The organism is Xylanibacter oryzae DSM 17970 (genome assembly GCF_000585355.1).
Classification (GTDB): Bacteria; Bacteroidota; Bacteroidia; order Bacteroidales; family Bacteroidaceae; genus Prevotella; species Prevotella oryzae.
On the sequence record NZ_KK073873.1, the window covers coordinates 2,047,407 to 2,066,124 of the forward strand.

Consider the following 18,718-nt stretch of genomic DNA (forward strand, 5'->3'; position numbering starts at 1 on the left):
CATGATAAGTGTGTAGGAAGCATCTTTTCCTTCACACTTCATACACAAGCGATCTGTTAATTATTAATAATAAGCACAGACAAGATATTGTATTCCGTGAAGGAATAGTGAAGAAAAAAAGGATTCCTTCACGCTCAAATTACTTAATATCAATGCATTAAGTGAAAACGTGAAGGATTTTAGAGAAAAACTCTCTCTGAATGATAAAAAATTGACGAATTTACTCTTTATTTTCAAAAGCTATGCTCCGACTATGCCAAAGCTATGCCGTTATACTTCGGGAACTATGCTGTAACAGTGTAAAAGTTATGCTTTAACTGCGTAGGTACAGGCTGTTTTGAATAATATAAAGGATGGGACTTGACTTTATCCGTTAGAGGTTTACACATATATAATTTATGATTCCGATTCGGTAAACACTTTAGAGAAAGTATTACCATTATGGTATGCACATCTACAGGAATGATACCAGTTAGGTTTACACATGAATAATGTTTATAAATACTATTTTACATCCAAACACTGCGGTGGTTAGCCGTCCGGCTATAGGCATGATATTAGGAGTGGTATTTCAGTGACGTTTTGTGACGTTTTTATCAATTACAAAAGTTTATAATATATTTATATTCAGTTATTTAAATGTAATAGTGGTATTGTGGTATTATTTTTTATTTTTACTGCACATAAAGTAACGACGTCTATTCTACAATTTTATGTTTCTCGTAGAAATTCCTTGTTACGGTAAAGAACATAAGAACTCCAATAAAATTGAAAGCAACAACAGTCCAAAAAGCACCTACATAACCAAAATATTCAGCTATCAGTCCACCTAACAATACCCCTATGCCAAAACCAGCATCCCATGATGTGAGAATAGAGGAATTGGCAGTTCCCCTTTCGTTATGCTTAGCCATACTGATAAACATATTAAGAAAGGCAGGATATACATGTCCATTACCTAATCCAATAAGTATTGCAGACAAATAATATCCAAACATGTTTGGACAAGCAACAAAAAGAACATATCCCACCAATGAGATTATCATACCTTCGGCAGCATTATGAGTAAGTTTACCAGATCTTAATGCTTTTGCACCTTGCAGACGTGACATGAACAGTCCGATAGCAAGCAACATAAAGTAAGTCCCTGTACCTCCTGTTATACCAAGGTTCTCTTTACTATATATCGCCAGATAATTGCTAAGTACGCCAAAACATAATCCAGCGAAAGATATATTAATAGCCAGCATCCATGCACGAGTAAGGAAAAATCTGTCAAGAGAAATCTTGGTATTATTCTTTATGATCTCCTTTGCCGGTAACCTGATAGTACTATCTGCCAGAAGACCTAATGCAGCAACGGCGAGTGCTATCCAGAAAAGTAATGTAAAATTGTCTGTATACTTATATATATAGATGCCTATTGATGGTGCTATTGCCATTGCGAGATTATTACTAAGTCCGTAATATCCAATGCCTTCGTTACGACGGTCTGCAGGCAGTACGTCAATAGCTACAGTACTGTTGGCAACAGTGACAGCTCCAAATGGAGCACCATGAAGAGTTCTAACTATAGCGAACATAAGTAATGTGCCGGCAGCAATATATCCGAGAAAAAATACCAGAAAGACGGAGAAACAAAACAACAGAACTTTTTTTCTGGAAAAACTATCTACCACATATCCACTGAAAGGGCGAAAGATAAGTGCTGCAACAGTATATCCTGAAAGAACTATTCCTATCATATCTTTTGATGTCCCGAATTTTTCACTAAGATATAGAGGCAGCAACGGAGTCAGTATATAAAAGGCAAAATAAAGCATAAAATTAGCCGTCATAACCTTAATGTAATTGCCATTCCAAAGTTTTTCCATTATCTAAATATTATTTAGATGCAAAGTTATGAATTTTTCACAATTATCTATGTATATAGATTACTGTTTTTGACGATAATCAATATAATTATATACCTTTGCATCATAAAAAGCGGATTCGAAAAAGATCGATGGCACGCTTTTTGCGAATACAATATTACATTAAACAAATAATATATATATGGCAGCAGGTAAATGGTTAGGCGGATTCCTTGGTTTCATAACAGGTGGACCGCTTGGTGCTTTGGCAGGTTTTGTGTTAGGCTCTATTTTTGATTTCGGAATTAATGCAGTTAACGATCAGACAGGCAATGGCAATAGATATTCAAGCAATAGCTATCAAAATAATTTTCAAGATAGATATAGTACTCAACAAATATATGAAGGACAACGTAATAGTTTCCTTTTCTCTTTATTGGTCTTAGCCTCATATATTATAAATGCTGATGGTAAAGTTATGCACAGCGAGATGGAGCTGGTGCGAAACTTTCTGCGCACAAACTTTGGTGAATCATCAGTAAGTCAAGGTGAACAAATATTGAAAAAATTATTAGAACAACAGCGTAACCAAAATAGTAGCAATCCTTATGCCTTTAGAGAAACGATACGTCAATGTAGTGCACAGATAGCTGCGAATATGGAATATAGCCAACGACTCCAACTGCTTAACTTCCTTGTGATGATAGCGCAAGCTGATGGAAATGTATGCACAGAAGAGGTTAATGCTATCAAGGAAGTTGCACTATATATGCAAATTGATAAAGAGGATGTAGATACTATGCTCAATCTACGAGGTGCAAGCATAGATGATGCTTATAAAGTATTAGGAGTCTCTCCAGACTCTACTGACGATGAGGTTCGTAAAGCATATCGCAAGTTGGCTTTGAAGAACCACCCTGATCGTGTAGCAACTCTTGGGGATGATATACGCAAGGCGGCAGAGAAAAAATTTCAGGAAATAAACGAGGCTAAAGAGCGTATATTCAAAGCCCGTGGCATGTAACAATAACGGTAATTGATATTACTGTTCAGGATATTGCTGATATATGGTAAGTCCAAAGTCTGCCGTAATGGCATAAACATACTCCATAATGTCTGCAAGGTTGTGCTCATATTCATTAGGTGTTTTGTCTTTTAAGAAAAAACAGAATTCAAGTGGCAATCCTGTATTAGTAGCTTCAAGTTGGCGCACAATTACATACATATTTGAATTTACATCATCACGACTGGTTAGATATTTCTCCATATATTTACGGTAAAGAGACATATTAACCTCATTACCTCTTATATCTTCTGGTTTATAATACCCTTTATTAACCAGATTTTCTCGTATACTATCATCTGTAATTTTCACACTACGGAAGTCATAATATACCATACGCTTTACTCTCCTGCCGTCGCTATGCTGCATACCTATCCAGTTTTGAAACGAGCCTTCAACCAATCTCTGTGGTGAAACTGTTATAATAGTATTATCAAAATTTCGTATTTTAACGGTTGTAAGTGATATTTCTTCTACCACTCCGTTTGCCTCTGTGCCTTGTACTGTAATCCAATCACCCTTGTGCAACATATTGTTGCTAGTAAGTCGAACGCCAGCAACCAATCCCGATATCGTATCTTTAAACACAAACATCAATACAGCCGAAGTGGCTCCCAAACCGGCAAAGAGAGTAAACGGACTCTTATTTATCAATGTTGCTATAACTATAATTACAGTAATAAACACAATCAAGAGTTTAAGTACACCACAAAAGGTAACAAAATATTGCTGTACTGAAGACCGTCGTTCTGACTCAAGCCCTTTGAATGAACTAATAAAGACTATAGCCAGCCTGGCCGACATTATAGTTATATATATTGATGTAAAACGTTTAAGCAGTGCCTCAACAACAGGGAACTGATAAAATACCATAGGCAACAATTTCCAAATTACTATGGCAGGTATGATATGACAAGCCGAGAACAGGACTGTCTTGTTGAGAAGAACATCATCCCATTTTGCGTCAGACTTCTTTGTTAATTTAACAATAATAGGAACAAAAATCTTACGACAGAGGAAATCAGAAAGCCAAGCTAATAATATAGCCACCACAGCTAACAATATATGTCTCGTTACAGGTACCATCTGACCATGTACGCCACACAACTGAATAATTCTTTCTACAAAAATGCGTATCTGTTCCATAATTATTCTATTAAAATTGTCATTAAGGTTCTAATTATCTCATCATGGCTGACAAAGAATAGAGCACACTCTATCTTGAAAAGCACGACCATTCTTACCATGTAACATTCCCTGGTTTATTATGCAAAAGCACAGTTTGTGCCCATTAGATGCCGTACAATATCCGGATAGACTGCTAATGCCTGTCACAGTACCGGTCTTAGCATGCACATTACCGTCAGTAAAACTGCCTTTCATCCTATTTTTAAGAGTTCCGTCCTGACCTGCTATAGGAAGCGATGGATAAAGATGAAGATAAATATTACTATTTTCGTAAGCATACTTCAAAAATCTTGTTTCTAGTTCCGGAGATATATAATTGTATAGCGAAAGTCCGCTTCCATCAGCGATCCTATATCCCCTCGGATCCAACCCTACTTTTTTTATCAACTGCCTTATAATAGCCCTTGCACTACGTGCTGTTGCTGGTCTGTTGCCTGTGGAAGCCGCAATCTGATAAAACATCGATTCAGCGTATAGATTATCACTCTCCTTCATCATATTCATAAGGATTTGGTCTATAGTATGAAAACGTGTGCATATAGAGAAGGCACCATTGGGCAAAGCACCTGTATCAGTAATTGCATCAACATGTACACTATCATTCTGTAGAGCCTGACGAAAACGGTCCATAAACAAATCTTTCCTGCTTATAAGGAGAGGTGTAAGCGTAGGATTTTCATCATCCCAACACCAGCCTTCACCCAACTTAGCTGTATCTTTCATTGATAAATCCCCATAAAGGCGACCTCTTATGGTATCAACGCCCATACGATGTAGGCTCTCAACAAAAGCATTCATATCATCGCTATTAAATCGTGGATCAAAGCCACCTACACAATATAAATCGCCATTCAGCGTCTTATTTGATATTTTGCCTGTATAATATAGAGATGTGCGAAACTGATAGGATCCACCAAGTTTATCTATAGCAGTTATAGCAGTTATAAGTTTCATAGTAGAAGCCGGCCTAAGTAACATCTTCTCATTTACCTTATAAATCACGGAGTCGTCTGTAAGGTCATATATTTCCATACCCAACTGTGATGTTTCGAACATTTTACTTGTCATAAGTCTATCAAGCTTCACTTTGATATTCTGTGGCCAAGGTAAGGAAGACATAACATGAGTAGTATCTACTGATACCGAATCAGGAGTATTACTCTCATCATTATCCACAACAGTATCATCTGTCTGCGCCATAACCGGTGTTACAGCGACTAGCATTACCAACAAAAATAATTTAAATACACGAACAATCATAAACCATTATCAATTTTTGCCTGACGCTCCCTTAGTTCTTCAATAAAAGCCTCGTTATTTTCAGGCTGGACCGATACAAAATGTTCCGCGCCATATTCCAAAAGAATATAGTGAGAAAGTCCCATCGGAGTATTCACTACCGTTGATTTAATAATTTCATTTACAGGGATTGTTATTTTTCGAGCGAATCTCCCATGGTCAATAACCAGGTTGCCTGCGGATGTAAATATGTAAACAGTATGAATTACACGTTCAATAATAACGACAAGTATTATAACAACAACGAATCCTAACAAAGCGTTTGCCGCAGAACGCATCCATAAAAGATATCCTGCTAGTAAAGTTAGAATCGTGATGCCACACTTCGACGCCAAGGTAAAACGCTGATGGAATAATCGATCCATTCTATTATTTTAATAGGTGCAAAGTTAGTGCAAATCAAGCGGAATACAAAATAAAATAACAAAGTTTTTGTTTTTATTTTATATTCATATTACTGACGTTATACATCATTACCATATTGATAATGAACCAATAAATGGCTTTACGCCTACCGTTAAACAATATTAAACTTTACATTTTTATTTGGTTTATTTTATAAACTGGTCTATATTTGCGGACGTAATCATAATTAACAATATGTACAAGGCTTTATACTAGCAATAATATTTTATTATATAAATTAATTTAGAACATTTCTGAATATGAAAAAAATTATGTTATCGGCAACATTATTAATGTTGTTTTCATGTGCTACATTTGCACAAAATCTTGAGATTACGATAAGTGGAATTCGCAATAGCAAAGGAAAGATTCTACTTATGATTGAGTCAGACAACTTAAAAACGCCAAATAAGTATATGTCTGAAATAACTGGGAAGTCATGTAACTTTGTATTAAATAACATCCAAGAAGGTACATACAAGATATCTGCTTTTCATGATGAAAACGGCAACTATGAAATAGATAAAGATGAAAAGGGAATTCCAACAGAGGGCTTTATATTAAAAACTATAAAAATAAATAAAACTGATTTGGTTTCAAAAAAGGACACTAAGATTGACACAAAACTTTTCTATCCAAAAACTGCAGAATAATGAGAATTGCATTATCTATAATACTATATATGTGTGTCGCTTACTGTAATGCCCAGACCGACACGACTAGCACAGGAATCATCAATAAAGAACCTATAAAGTTAAACGAGGTTGTAGTAGAATCGCATAGAATTATCAGTAATGCCGATAAATATATTATGCATGTTCCTGTAAATGAAAATAAAGATGGTGAAGAGCTTCTAAGACAGGCTCCAAGTGTAGTATTTAATGGCAATGATATAACTATAAACGGTGAAGGAGGTACAAAAGTCGTCGTCAACGGAAGAGAAATAAGACTTCAAGGAGATAATCTGATAAATTATATACGAAGTTTAAATTCTAAAGACATCGAAAGGATTGAGGTTCAGCCAATGGCAGGTGCCAGTGATGATGCTGATGCGAAAGGTGGAATTATAAGAATAATGCTAAGGCATAAACAAAAGAATGATAACCAAGGTAATATTGCCATAAAAAACATGGTATCAAATAAGAGTTATTCTGTACAACCTTCTGCTTCATTTAACATGCACAATGGGAAGTGGGATTTTTACGCATTTGGCTCTAATACATGGACAACAAAAGATAAAGGTGTCTTAAAGTCTACACGCATATATCAAAATGAAGAAAACAAATTTGAAAGCCATGGAGATATAAATCAACCATCAAACAACGTGAATGTCTGTGCCGGGGCTTTTTATAATATAGACTCTGTAAGTAGTATTGGTGCTGAAGTCGGATACTTCCGCAACTATGACGATATGAAAACAGATAGTTATTCAACCTTGGTAAACGAGACAAACACATACAACAGTAGTGCAAAGTATTCGCAAAAGATGGATTTTAATATGTTCTCAGGATCCATAAATTACAATAGAAAGTTTGATAATAAAGGCTCTGTATTAAAAATAATGGCTGATTATGCAAAAAAGGAATCATCTAATAATGATTTATATAGTATTCTTTCTCTATGGAATAATAGTGATACGACATACAAAAGTCATCTGACATCTAATTATAGCATTGCATCTGCAGACTTGTCATACAAGAATGTATATTCAGCATCAACATATATACAAACCGGATTGAAATTTACAACAACACAAATGTGTAACAATAATAGTTATCAATCACTATATAATAACACATGGATTAGTCTTCCAGCCTTTGACTACGCATCGAAATACAATGAATACATTTGGGCAGGATATGCTGAAATAAATTCAACAATAAAAAATTGGCAAATTGCTGCTGGCCTAAGAGCAGAAAACACAAAGACTACGAATCGCGGATATAAGTTGAATCACAACTACTTTAATCTTTATCCACACATCACATTAGGTTACTCTTTTGATGAAATGAAAAGATGGATGATTTCGCTTAGGTATGCTCGACAAATTGAACGTCCTGCTTTTGATGCACTTAATCCCAATCGCATTCAGATATCACAATACTCTTATCAAGTTGGCAACCCAGACTTACGTCCTACTTACATCAATAAGATAAGTGCCACATTAATTCATGACTATTCTTATACTCTAACTATTGGATGTAACTTACACAGAGATCTTATAAGAGAATTTGCAAAGCAAGACCCTGCAGATAAAAATGTATCTTACATAACCTATGAAAACCATAATCATGAGAATCATTGGTTCATAAACATTAATGCACCTATAAAATTAGGAAGTATAATAAACATACAAAATAACATTACCGCTGTAAGACAATGTATACAAACAGATGCAGGTGATAAATACATGAATCATAATCTTATCTTTATAAATTGTATAGCAGGTATAAATTTACCCCAAAAGAGTTCTATTGAATTAGAATATAATATGCATAATCAGCTATACTCTGGCAATAGTTCTATTGAGTCAAGAAATATATTTAACATTAAAGCAAAAAAGACATTCTATAATGATAATATATTACTTACTGCCGGAATAGATAATATATTAAATGCTTCTAACAGATACCAATGCCTTCTAAATGAATACTTAATTAATAATAGTACAATTATGGGTACTACAGGAAGAAAAGTAATTATATCTATTACATATAACTTTAAAACTGGAAATAAAATAAGACAAAGAAGGGTTGAAAACAGTTCTGAGGAAGACCGCAAAAGAATGTCGCAAGAGCAATAATTATAAGTTTTTATGGAATAAAATATAAAATACTATATTTATGAAAGTGATTTACAGAAGTTTTTTTAATTTTGCAAACAAATAAGAATAGACATGGAAGAAAAGAAAATCGACGAGAAAGAGAGTATTGAACTCATATTACAGATGATTCAATCTACCAAGGAGTATATCGGGATAGGTAATGGTAACCATTTTCTATACTGGGGATATTTTACGGCAATACTAGCTGTAGTTATACAGTCTATTTATGAACTTACTGGATGGAGACAGTGTGGATGGTTATGGATGCTCATGTTCGTATTTTGGATATTTATGTCAATAATAGGAAAACGCAAATGTAATCCAGTAATGACTTATACCAATAAAGTTATTAATCATGTATGGTATGCTATCGGCACAATGTTTCTTGTAACATTTGCTGTAATCTTTACACTGGGAATCATATACAACAATTACAAATCACTTGATCTGATGATGCCTTTATCGTCTTTATACGTAGGTATAGGAGTTTCCACCACAGGCATAATAATTCAAGACAAAGTTACAGCATACCTCCCTTTAACTGGCATAGGAATAGGCTTATACTTACTAGCGGCCTTATACCAAGGCTTGAGTTTAGAAATCCCGGCCAACTTACTGTTCGGATTATCTTTTGTTCTTATAATGATAATTCCAGGACATGTCCTTAATAAAAAGGAGAATAAGGAATGCTAAAAGAACTTGATCCACTACTCCACTCACAATTAAGACTTGCAATAGTATCAATACTTATGTCGGTCGACGAAGCTGACTTTGTATATATACGCAAGAAAACAGATTCAACAGCAGGCAATCTAAGTGTACAACTGGAAAAATTGTCTGCTGCCGAATACATTTCAACTAAAAGAATTATAGATGGGAAAAAGACACGTACTTTATGTCGCATGACTGACAAAGGTAGGAATGCTTTTGAAATTTACGTTGAAGCTCTGAAAGATTATCTTAACATAAAAAAATGACCATGATTTATTGTAAATGAATAAACATAATTATTCTATTAACATCATTTACAATAAATAATATATATTTTCCACTACAAACTATTGTATACTAAACAATAATTTATATCTTTGCAAAATAATATAATAATAAAATCGTATGGAATCAATTTGCGAACTAAAAGATATATATAAATCACTATACAAATTTGAGAAAGACTTTCAGACAAAATACAATTTGACAATAAATGAAGCAATGTTACTATGCTACTTGGCTGACGGTATGACACGTACGGCAGGTGATATTTGCGAATATATAGGACTTTCTCCTTCAAGAGTATCAAAAATAATAAACTCTGTAGAAAAGTTGAATTTAATAGAAAGGAAAATAGGCTCTTCAGACAAAAGACTTATGCTTTTTGCCCTAACTAAATCTGGATTAGAAAAAATTACAGGACTGAAAAAGTCTGGCTTCAAAACAGATGATTTATATAGTCAACTACGTAAATGTGTATGCAAATAACAAGCACATTTTTATTTATATAATTATTTTCTATTAGACAATATTAATAATAAAAACAATACAATTATGAAGTATCTTATTATAGGTGGTGTGGCCGGTGGTGCCACTGTTGCAGCCCGTTTACGCAGACTTGACGAGCATGCTGAAATAATACTTTTTGAAAGAGGAGAATATGTATCGTATGCTAATTGCGGATTACCATACTATATAGGTGGAGAAATAAACGACCGAAAAAAGCTTTTTGTACAAACAGTGCAGGGATTTATAGACAGATTCAACATTGATATTCGTACAGAACAGGAAGTAATAGCAATACATCCTGAAAGTAAATCAGTGGAAGTAAAAAACCTTAAGACCGGTGAGATCTATTCAGAGACTTACAACAAGCTTGCCCTTTCACCAGGAGCAGAACCAATACGCCCTGATATTAAAGGAATTGATAATAACAAAATATTTACTCTGCGCAATGTTAATGACACAGATGCAATAAAGAAATATATTATTGACAATAAACCTGAATCTGCAGTTGTTGTAGGAGGAGGTTTTATTGGACTTGAAATGGCTGAGAATCTCCACCGTCAAGGTATTAAAGTCAATATTGTAGAAATGGCTAATCAAGTAATGGCACCACTAGATTTATCTATGGCACAAATTGTACATAAAGAACTTGTAGATAAAGGCGTTAAATTAATATTGAACGATGGGGTTAAAGAATTTACAGATGAAAATGATAAGATAAAGATCAACCTAAATAGTGGAAAATCACTGAATGTTGATATGGTTTTACTAAGCATTGGTGTCCGCCCAGAAACAAAACTTGCTGTTGAAGCGGGGCTAAAGACCGGTATAACACGTGGAATAGCTGTTAACGAATATATGCAGACATCAGACAAAGACATATATGCACTTGGAGATGCATGCGAGATTATACATGGAGTTACGGGCAAGCCGGCAATGATTCCACTTGCAGGTCCTGCTAACAAACAGGGACGTATTGTAGCTGATAATATAGTAAATGGTAACAATTCTAAATATTCAGGAACAATAGGAACTGCTGTTGCTAAAGTATTTGATCTTACTGTAGCTGTAGCCGGTGCAAATGCGAAATTGCTTAAACGTGAAGAAATCAATTTTATTTCTTCATTTACTCACTCATCATCTCATGCCGGTTACTATCCCGGAGCATTATCAATGTCTATAAAGATTCTATTCTCACCTAATAATGGAAAACTTTTAGGTACACAAATTGTGGGCTATGATGGTGTGGACAAACGTATTGAAATGGCAGAACAAGTTATTCAGAAAGGTGGTTCGGTTTACGATCTTGCTCAATTGGAACAAGCTTATGCTCCTCCTTATTCAGCTGCAAAAGACCCAATGAATATGGCGGGTTTTGTTGCAGAAAACATTTTAGAAGGCAAAGTCAAGATTATACAATGGAATGAGATGAATGTCAATGCGAAAGATACTATTATTCTAGATGTGCGTACTAATGACGAATACTCTCTAGGAGCAATACCAGGAGCAATAAATATTCCTCTTGACAGCTTGCGTTCTCGTATCAATGAAATACCTAAAGATAAAAAAATTATAGTAAACTGTGCTGTTGGTCTGCGTGGTTATTTGGCATACAGAATACTTGTTCAAAACAGTTTCTGCGATGTGCATAACCTCTCAGGCGGATTCAAGACATGGCATATGGCAACTAATGATTGGACATCTCAATCAGAAAATGGTGAAAATATAATTGTCAATATAGAGATTCCTGCATCTGACGCAGAAGTAGAGACCAATTCGATAGAAATTGATGCTTGTGGACTGATGTGCCCCGGACCAATTATAAAACTTAAACAGAATTATAACAATCTCGCTTCTGGAGACAGACTTACGATAAAAGCGACAGATCCTGCTTTTGCAAAAGATGTAGCTGCATGGTGTAATATTACCGGTGCAAGACTTGTAACGGTAAATAACACCCAAGGCATTGTGCATGCTACTATCGAAAAGACAGAAGCCCAACCATCTGCATGCGTCATGAATAATATTGGGAATGGAAATGGTAAAACATTAATTGTTTTCAGTGATGATCTAGATCGTGCTCTTGCATCTTTTGTTATTGCCAATGGTGCAGCTTCTACCGGAAAAAAAGTAACTATGTTTTTCACGTTTTGGGGACTGAATGTGATAAAGAAACGTAATAAGCCTTCTGTTGAAAAAGATATCTTTGGTAAAATGTTTGGAATGATGATGCCATCGGACAGCAAAAGACTCTCATTATCTAAAATGAACATGGGCGGTATTGGTCGAATAATGATGCGTCACATTATGAAAGACAAACGCATAGATAGTCTTGAATCAATGATTCAACAAGCGATTGACAGCGGTGTTGAAATGATTGCATGCACAATGAGCATGGATGTAATGGGGGTTAAGAAAGAAGAGTTATTAGACAATATACAATTAGGAGGTGTTGCATCGTATCTGGAAAGAGCAGAACAGGCAAACATGAATCTATTTATATAAAGGACTGAAGATTATTTAATTTCTTCTCATAATAAAAAAGCTACTTGTTTATTGTTTATGCGGATTTTTTTATACTTTTGCAACCGAAATTTCAAAGTATATGGTATTCAAATACGACTTTTTGATTATCGGCGCAGGTGTTGCCGGTATGAGTTACGCCCTTAAAATTGCAAGAGCGCATAAAGGTAAGGTGTGTATGATCTGCAAAACTTCGCTAGATGAAGCCAACACATCATTTGCACAAGGTGGAGTGGCTTCAGTAACAAATCTGGAAGTCGACAACTTCGATAAACATATCGAAGATACAATGATTGCCGGTGACTATATAAGTGACCGAAAGGCTGTAGAACAGGTTGTAAGAAATGCTCCCGCACAAATTAGAGAATTAGTTAATTGGGGTGTAAACTTCGACAAAAAGGATAATGGCAAATTCGACCTTCACCGTGAGGGTGGACATTCTGAATTTCGTATTTTACATCATGCCGATGATACCGGAGCTGAGATTCAGCGTGGACTTATGGAGGCCGTACGCGAATCTCCGGACATAGAGATACGTGAAAATCATTTCGCTGTAGAAATAATTACTCAACATCATCTCGGTGTAGAAGTTACACGCCGTACTCCAGATATAGAATGTTTTGGAGCTTATGTATTAAACCCGGAAACACAAAAAGTTGACACTTACCTTAGTAAGGTTACACTAATGTGTACCGGTGGATGTGGCGCTGTATATCAGACAACTACAAATCCAGTCATCGCTACCGGAGATGGTGAAGCTATGGTATATCGTGCCAAAGGCACTGTTCATGATATGGAATTTGTACAGTTCCACCCTACAGCTCTATTTCATCCTGGCGAAACACATCCTGCATTTTTAATAACAGAAGCAATGCGAGGATACGGAGGTATATTAAGGTTGCCTACAGGTGAATCGTTTATGGAAAAATATGACAAGCGTCTTTCTTTGGCTCCTCGTGATATTGTAGCACGCGCCATAGACAAAGAAATGAAAATACATGGATTAGATCACGTCTGTCTGGATGTAACTCACAAGGATCCTCAGGAAACGAAGCATCACTTCCCCAATATATATCATAAGTGTCTTACTATAGGTATAGATATAACAAAAGAGTATATACCTGTAAGACCTGCTGCTCATTATATGTGCGGAGGTATAGAGGTTGACCTAAATGGTGAATCAAGCATAAAACGCTTATATGCAGTTGGTGAATGTTCATGCACCGGTCTGCATGGAGGTAACCGCCTTGCATCCAACTCTCTTATAGAAGCTGTGGTATATGCTGATGTTGCTGCAAAGGATTCAATGAAACACGTTGATGATTACACATTTAATATGGATGTACCAGAATGGAATGATGATGGTACTATGACAAACGAGGAGCGTGTACTTATAACTCAAAGCGTAAAAGAAGTTGGTGAGATAATGAGTAACTATGTTGGAATCGTGCGCAGTGACTTACGTCTAAAACGTGCATGGGATCGTCTTGACCTTTTGTATGAGGAAACAGAAGCTCTATTTAAGCGTGTTAAAGCAAGTAAGGATATCTGCGAACTTCGTAATATGATTAATGTGGGCTATCTCATCACGCGCCAAGCTATTGAACGCAAGGAATGCAGAGGATTACATTTTACTATAGACTATCCAGTACATGCATACGACAATAAAAAATAAAATATTACTGTCTGTACTCTTGACAATATTATCGTTGCCAGTTTTTTCACAGAAGAATAATCAGGACTCTTTAATAAAGACTTTGGATGATAGATGTGTAGTGTCTCTAGAAACATCTTTCGGGAATATTAAGATCGCTCTTTATAATGAAACGCCCAAACATCGCGACAACTTTCTAAAACTAGTAAAAGAAGGTTTTTATAATGGAATTTTATTCCATCGTGTAATACCTGAATTTATGGTTCAAACTGGTGATCCATCAAGTAAGTCAGCTGTTCCTGGTCAATTACTAGGTAATGTATCCCTAGATTATACAATTCCTGCTGAAATAAGATTTCCTCAATACTATCATAAACGTGGCGCTGTGGCGGCTGCGCAAGAGGATAATTCACAGGATCATGCATCGTCTTCATGCCAGTTTTATATAGTAACTGGAAAAACTTTCGGTCCAAGAATGCTTGATGCTATGCTTAACAAACTTACCGAGAAATCGGGAGGAACAATTGTATTTAATGATAAAATAAAAAATGATTATCAGACAATTGGGGGTGCTCCACACCTTGATGGACTGTATACAGTCTTTGGTGAGGTAGTGGATGGCATGGATATAGTAGATAAAATACAAAATGTTGAGAAAGACAATAACAATCGCCCTATTAATGACATAAAGATAATCAAGGCCAATGTTGTCAAAGACCTTCCTATAACGATATATCCAAATACCAAAAGGAATGATGAACATAATAAAACGGGTATGAAAAATAAGGTTTCAACCCTTAAGCGATAAGGCTTATCAATAAATATTGATGCAATATAAATAATGTCCCAATCTAGTATATAACAGATTGGGACATTTATATTTAAATTAAAATACTTGCGTATATTATTTGCAACTTGGAGACCACGGTTTCAACTGCTTAAAGAAATCGTTGCCCTTATCATCTACAAGGATAAATGCAGGGAAATCAACTACTTCTATTTTCCAGATTGCTTCCATCCCTATTTCCGGGAATTCAACACACTCAATACTCTTAATAGAATTCATTGAGAGAACAGCAGCAGGTCCACCTATACTTCCCAGATAAAATCCACCATGCTTTTTACAAGCATCGGTAACTACCTGTGTACGGTTACCTTTAGCAATCATAACCATACTACCTCCATGATCCTGAAATTCGTCAACATAAGGATCCATACGATTTGCTGTTGTCGGTCCCATACTTCCACAAGGCATTCCTTCTGGAGTTTTTGCAGGTCCTGCATACAATACAGGGTGATTCTTAAAATATTCCGGTAAATCCTGACCAGCATCTAGACGTGCCTTCAGTTTTGCATGAGCTATATCACGGGCAACAATTATTGTACCATTAAGACTAACGCGAGTTGCTACAGGATATTTGGAAAGTTCTTTGCAGATATCAGCCATTGGCATATTAAGATCTATCTTGATCGCATTACCTTCGCCTGATTTGCGATATTCTGCAGGGATTAGTTCTCCAGGATTATCATCCAATTTTTCAATCCATATACCATCCTTATTAATTTTCGCTTTAACATTACGATCTGCTGAACAACTTACGCCGAGTCCAATAGGACAAGATGCTCCATGACGAGGTAATCTTATTACACGGATATCGTGAGCAAAATATTTACCGCCGAACTGTGCTCCAAGACCTATTTTGTAAGCCTCTTCAAGCAATTGTTTCTCTAGTTCTATGTCACGGAATGCACGACCGGTATCATTACCTGTTGTAGGTAGATTATCATAATAATGAGTAGAAGCCAACTTAACAGTAAGAAGATTTTTCTCTGCAGATGTACCACCAATAACAAATGCGATGTGGTAAGGAGGACAAGCAGCTGTTCCTAATGTTTTCATTTTCTCTACAAGGAATGGAACCAATGTTCCAGGATTCTGAATACGGGCCTTAGTCTCCTGATAGAAATATGTTTTATTTGCAGAACCACCACCTTTTACTACACAAAGGAATTTATATTCGGAACCTTCTGTAGCCTCTATATCAATCTGTGCAGGCAGATTGCAACGGGTATTAACCTCTTCATACATATTGAGAGGAGCATTCTGAGAGTAACGCAGATTTTCTTCTGTATATGTTTTGTAGACACCCTTAGAAAGAGCCTCCTCATCAGAGAAACCAGTCCAGACTTGCTGTCCTTTTTCACCGTGAATAATAGCAGTACCGGTATCTTGACAGAAAGGCAATTTGCCTTTACATGCAACTTCTGCATTACGTAAGAATGTAAGAGCTACATATTTATCATTTTCGCTAGCCTCCGGATCACTCAATATCTTTGCGACCTGCTTATTATGAGAGCGGCGAAGCAGAAAGTTTACATCACGGAATGCCGCATTTGCTAATGCAGTCAATGCCTCCGGAGCCAATTTCAGAATTTGCTTACCTTCAAATTCTCCTGTTGATACATAATCTTTTGTCAACAGATAATACTCAGTATCGTCCTTGCCCAACTGGAACATAGGTTCATACTTGAATTCTGGTGTTGTTGCCATAATTGTTTTTATATTAAAGTTTACTATCTACTATTTTATTTTTCTATACTACGAATAAACTTGTTCAGTGTCTCTTCATCTACATCACCCATCTTATATTCTTTCTCAGCATCATACTGTATGAAATTTATCCAATCATGATGAGCTGTCTCATATTCTTTATTTATTTTAGCCTCATCATCTGACGTAAGTGTTTCAAGATTGAAATAATTAGTTATAACACGATATGTCCATGTCCACTTATACTGTTCATATTGACTGAATAGAAAACTAAACCGATCCCCTACCTGTACTATGTCTTGTATAACACCCTCACGTATGTCATCTACTAACTGTTCTTCTTCTGATTCAGGAACCATCAGACCGGCCAAATCACACCAGTTACCAGTACCGATAGAAGTATAAGGAAGTTCCATATTATGATTGTGTACAGCTTCGCCCATATATAGACGTATAACCATGTCATAATATTTAATGCCCTTTAGTAACGCATTATTTTTGATTATACACCCATCATAACTGTATGCAGCAGGATTCTCACCTTGTTCTCTTTTTATTCTTTCCAGAAGATGTTTGCCTTTTATGGCCTCTGATACTGTGAAAGGACTTAGCCAGTCAAAATTTATCAAACTTTGTCTGCCAGATCTTGGACGCATATCACGTTTTTGCCATTTATGTATATCTCGGTATGTCCCTACTGTAACTATATTGCGTCCAGGTACTATATATGTAGTATCCCCCGCACCTATTATATATGAAAATGGAAGTTCAGTGGTATCTGGATGATTCTGTATTTTGCCCAAACACATTGAGAATGCTCCTATTTTAGCAGGCATAAGCAGATGTGCGCCACTAGCTGTTTTACTGCCTCTCTCTAATATTCCATAATGTATAGGTCCCATCTTATAGGCATGATTGCTATAATTGGTATTAGAACCTGCATTATAGAAAGAATACTGTCCACCGATAAGCAAAGTGCTCTTATGATGACTAACAGAAAAAGGTCCGCAAAATGCTGCACAGGCTTCACCATTATCCATATAACTATTAGCAAAGAATACGCTATTGGTACCAGAAAAGCCCTTACCCATATGGCATGCCTCACCTACAAAACAATTATCAAGTTTGGCTCCATCCAATACAGAAGAGCCTGATGATATTATAGTATTATCACAGATAACATTATTACCTATATAAACACTTGCTTCAGGAATGCTCATTATTGTACACTCACTCAATCTACTTGCACCAATTATCTCGCAGTCATCATTAACATTGACATTTGATACCTCACTCGTATTAACTATTTTGACGCGATCACCTATAAAACCTCTATCTTGTCTCTTTTCTGATATATATTTCTGTATCATTGAGCGAAGAGATTTAATCAAGTCTTTATCATGAGAATGTTTTACCATAAATGCAGCCAACTGACTTGACAATGCATCAAAAAATACAATATTACCATCACCAGCCTCATTTAGTACTGATATAATATTGCCTTCACCAAAAGTAGCTCCACTATTTGTAGACATAGTTCCTACATTCACTATATAACATTCATCGCCTATTACATAATCTGAAATATAATTACCTATGTTTTCTATTATAGAGTTATCACCAATGGTAACATTGCGTAATGTTGCATTACGAATGCCTGAATGTTTACAAAATCCATCGTCAATCTCTACATGCTTATCAAAAACACCGAGATTGACATCACCATACATAGCAACATTATTGACATAAGCAGGCTGAAAATCTTCTGATACATTAATAATGCTCCAATCTTCGGCCGTACACCCATTGTCTTCAAGGATAGAAATTTCCTCTTCAGTCAGTGATCTGTAATCATTCATTA

15 protein-coding genes are annotated in these 18,718 nt (G+C 35.8%); 9 read left to right on the top strand and 6 right to left on the bottom strand.

What is annotated here, in order from left to right; translation table 11 throughout:
- Positions 1-698: 698 nt before the first annotated feature.
- Positions 699-1,874 (bottom strand): MFS transporter, encoded by a 1,176-nt coding sequence (locus tag XYLOR_RS08175; RefSeq protein ID WP_051508948.1) that lies wholly within the window; start codon positions 1,872-1,874, stop codon positions 699-701.
- A gap of 181 nt (positions 1,875-2,055) precedes the next feature.
- Here XYLOR_RS08175 and XYLOR_RS08180 point away from each other — a divergent pair, with 181 nt between their 5' ends.
- A complete protein-coding gene (locus XYLOR_RS08180) occupies positions 2,056-2,877 on the top strand; it encodes a DnaJ domain-containing protein (protein ID WP_036878348.1) in 822 nt (273 codons plus the stop codon).
- A gap of 18 nt (positions 2,878-2,895) precedes the next feature.
- Here XYLOR_RS08180 and XYLOR_RS08185 read toward each other — a convergent pair whose 3' ends face one another.
- From XYLOR_RS08185 to XYLOR_RS08195, 3 genes are read right to left on the bottom strand one after another with little or no spacing between them, the layout of a single operon-like run.
- Positions 2,896-4,062, bottom strand: a complete 1,167-nt coding sequence (locus XYLOR_RS08185; RefSeq protein ID WP_036878349.1) for a mechanosensitive ion channel family protein — start codon at positions 4,060-4,062, stop codon at positions 2,896-2,898.
- A 42-nt stretch (positions 4,063-4,104) separates the two neighbouring features.
- Positions 4,105-5,328 carry a D-alanyl-D-alanine carboxypeptidase/D-alanyl-D-alanine endopeptidase gene (gene dacB / locus XYLOR_RS08190; protein ID WP_245601978.1) on the bottom strand — a complete coding sequence of 408 codons (1,224 nt, stop codon included), beginning with the start codon at positions 5,326-5,328 and terminating at the stop codon, positions 4,105-4,107.
- Positions 5,329-5,360: 32 nt separating this feature from the next.
- Entirely contained in the window at positions 5,361-5,768 is a 408-nt protein-coding gene (locus XYLOR_RS08195; RefSeq protein WP_036878353.1) for a PH domain-containing protein, read from the bottom strand.
- Between the two features lie 300 nt (positions 5,769-6,068).
- Between XYLOR_RS08195 and XYLOR_RS08200 the strand changes: the two genes are divergently transcribed.
- The 8 genes from XYLOR_RS08200 (at position 6,069) to XYLOR_RS08235 (ending at position 15,114) form a co-directional block, all read left to right on the top strand.
- A complete protein-coding gene (locus XYLOR_RS08200; protein WP_036878355.1) occupies positions 6,069-6,461 on the top strand; it encodes a DUF2141 domain-containing protein in 393 nt (130 codons plus the stop codon).
- Complete coding sequence (locus tag XYLOR_RS08205) at positions 6,461-8,611, top strand: outer membrane beta-barrel protein (protein WP_084608575.1); 2,151 nt, start codon at positions 6,461-6,463, stop codon at positions 8,609-8,611. The genes XYLOR_RS08200 and XYLOR_RS08205 overlap by 1 nt, the downstream gene beginning before the upstream one ends.
- 93 nt (positions 8,612-8,704) lie before the next feature.
- On the top strand, positions 8,705-9,325 hold the full coding sequence (locus XYLOR_RS08210; RefSeq protein WP_036878356.1) for a hypothetical protein: 621 nt from the start codon (positions 8,705-8,707) through the stop codon (positions 9,323-9,325).
- Positions 9,319-9,609: a winged helix-turn-helix domain-containing protein gene (locus XYLOR_RS08215; protein WP_036878358.1), complete on the top strand. Its 291-nt coding sequence runs from the start codon at positions 9,319-9,321 to the stop codon at positions 9,607-9,609. Before XYLOR_RS08210 ends, XYLOR_RS08215 begins: the two co-directional genes overlap by 7 nt.
- Before the next feature lie 139 nt (positions 9,610-9,748).
- Positions 9,749-10,111, top strand: a complete 363-nt coding sequence (locus tag XYLOR_RS08220; RefSeq protein WP_036878359.1) for a MarR family winged helix-turn-helix transcriptional regulator — start codon at positions 9,749-9,751, stop codon at positions 10,109-10,111.
- Positions 10,112-10,177: 66 nt separating this feature from the next.
- A complete protein-coding gene (locus tag XYLOR_RS08225; RefSeq protein ID WP_036878361.1) occupies positions 10,178-12,634 on the top strand; it encodes an FAD-dependent oxidoreductase in 2,457 nt (818 codons plus the stop codon).
- Positions 12,635-12,734: 100 nt separating this feature from the next.
- The gene (nadB, locus tag XYLOR_RS08230; RefSeq protein WP_036878363.1) at positions 12,735-14,327 is read left to right on the top strand and encodes an L-aspartate oxidase; all 1,593 of its coding nucleotides are present in this window, start codon (positions 12,735-12,737) and stop codon (positions 14,325-14,327) included.
- The gene (locus tag XYLOR_RS08235) at positions 14,305-15,114 is read left to right on the top strand and encodes a peptidylprolyl isomerase (RefSeq protein ID WP_084608576.1); all 810 of its coding nucleotides are present in this window, start codon (positions 14,305-14,307) and stop codon (positions 15,112-15,114) included. The genes nadB and XYLOR_RS08235 overlap by 23 nt, the downstream gene beginning before the upstream one ends.
- A gap of 96 nt (positions 15,115-15,210) precedes the next feature.
- Here XYLOR_RS08235 and XYLOR_RS08240 read toward each other — a convergent pair whose 3' ends face one another.
- The gene (locus tag XYLOR_RS08240) at positions 15,211-16,857 is read right to left on the bottom strand and encodes a fumarate hydratase (RefSeq protein ID WP_036878364.1); all 1,647 of its coding nucleotides are present in this window, start codon (positions 16,855-16,857) and stop codon (positions 15,211-15,213) included.
- A 35-nt stretch (positions 16,858-16,892) separates the two neighbouring features.
- Positions 16,893-18,716 (bottom strand): DUF4954 family protein, encoded by a 1,824-nt coding sequence (locus XYLOR_RS08245; RefSeq protein ID WP_036878366.1) that lies wholly within the window; start codon positions 18,714-18,716, stop codon positions 16,893-16,895.
- Positions 18,717-18,718: the final 2 nt, after the last annotated feature.

Bases quoted from the DNA above. Each gene is read 5' to 3' on its own strand.
- XYLOR_RS08240 (WP_036878364.1), bottom strand. From the start codon at position 16,857: ATGGCAACAACACCAGAATTCAAGTATGAACCTATGTTCCAGTTGGGC.
- XYLOR_RS08180 (WP_036878348.1), top strand. From the start codon at position 2,056: ATGGCAGCAGGTAAATGGTTAGGCGGATTCCTTGGTTTCATAACAGGT.
- XYLOR_RS08205 (WP_084608575.1), top strand. From the start codon at position 6,461: ATGAGAATTGCATTATCTATAATACTATATATGTGTGTCGCTTACTGT.
- XYLOR_RS08175 (WP_051508948.1), bottom strand. From the start codon at position 1,874: ATGGAAAAACTTTGGAATGGCAATTACATTAAGGTTATGACGGCTAAT.
- XYLOR_RS08235 (WP_084608576.1), top strand. From the start codon at position 14,305: ATGCATACGACAATAAAAAATAAAATATTACTGTCTGTACTCTTGACA.
- dacB (WP_245601978.1), bottom strand. From the start codon at position 5,328: ATGCTAGTCGCTGTAACACCGGTTATGGCGCAGACAGATGATACTGTT.
- XYLOR_RS08215 (WP_036878358.1), top strand. From the start codon at position 9,319: ATGCTAAAAGAACTTGATCCACTACTCCACTCACAATTAAGACTTGCA.
- nadB (WP_036878363.1), top strand. From the start codon at position 12,735: ATGGTATTCAAATACGACTTTTTGATTATCGGCGCAGGTGTTGCCGGT.
- XYLOR_RS08200 (WP_036878355.1), top strand. From the start codon at position 6,069: ATGAAAAAAATTATGTTATCGGCAACATTATTAATGTTGTTTTCATGT.
- XYLOR_RS08185 (WP_036878349.1), bottom strand. From the start codon at position 4,062: ATGGAACAGATACGCATTTTTGTAGAAAGAATTATTCAGTTGTGTGGC.
- XYLOR_RS08220 (WP_036878359.1), top strand. From the start codon at position 9,749: ATGGAATCAATTTGCGAACTAAAAGATATATATAAATCACTATACAAA.
- XYLOR_RS08225 (WP_036878361.1), top strand. From the start codon at position 10,178: ATGAAGTATCTTATTATAGGTGGTGTGGCCGGTGGTGCCACTGTTGCA.
- XYLOR_RS08210 (WP_036878356.1), top strand. From the start codon at position 8,705: ATGGAAGAAAAGAAAATCGACGAGAAAGAGAGTATTGAACTCATATTA.
- XYLOR_RS08195 (WP_036878353.1), bottom strand. From the start codon at position 5,768: ATGGATCGATTATTCCATCAGCGTTTTACCTTGGCGTCGAAGTGTGGC.
- XYLOR_RS08245 (WP_036878366.1), bottom strand. From the start codon at position 18,716: ATGAATGATTACAGATCACTGACTGAAGAGGAAATTTCTATCCTTGAA.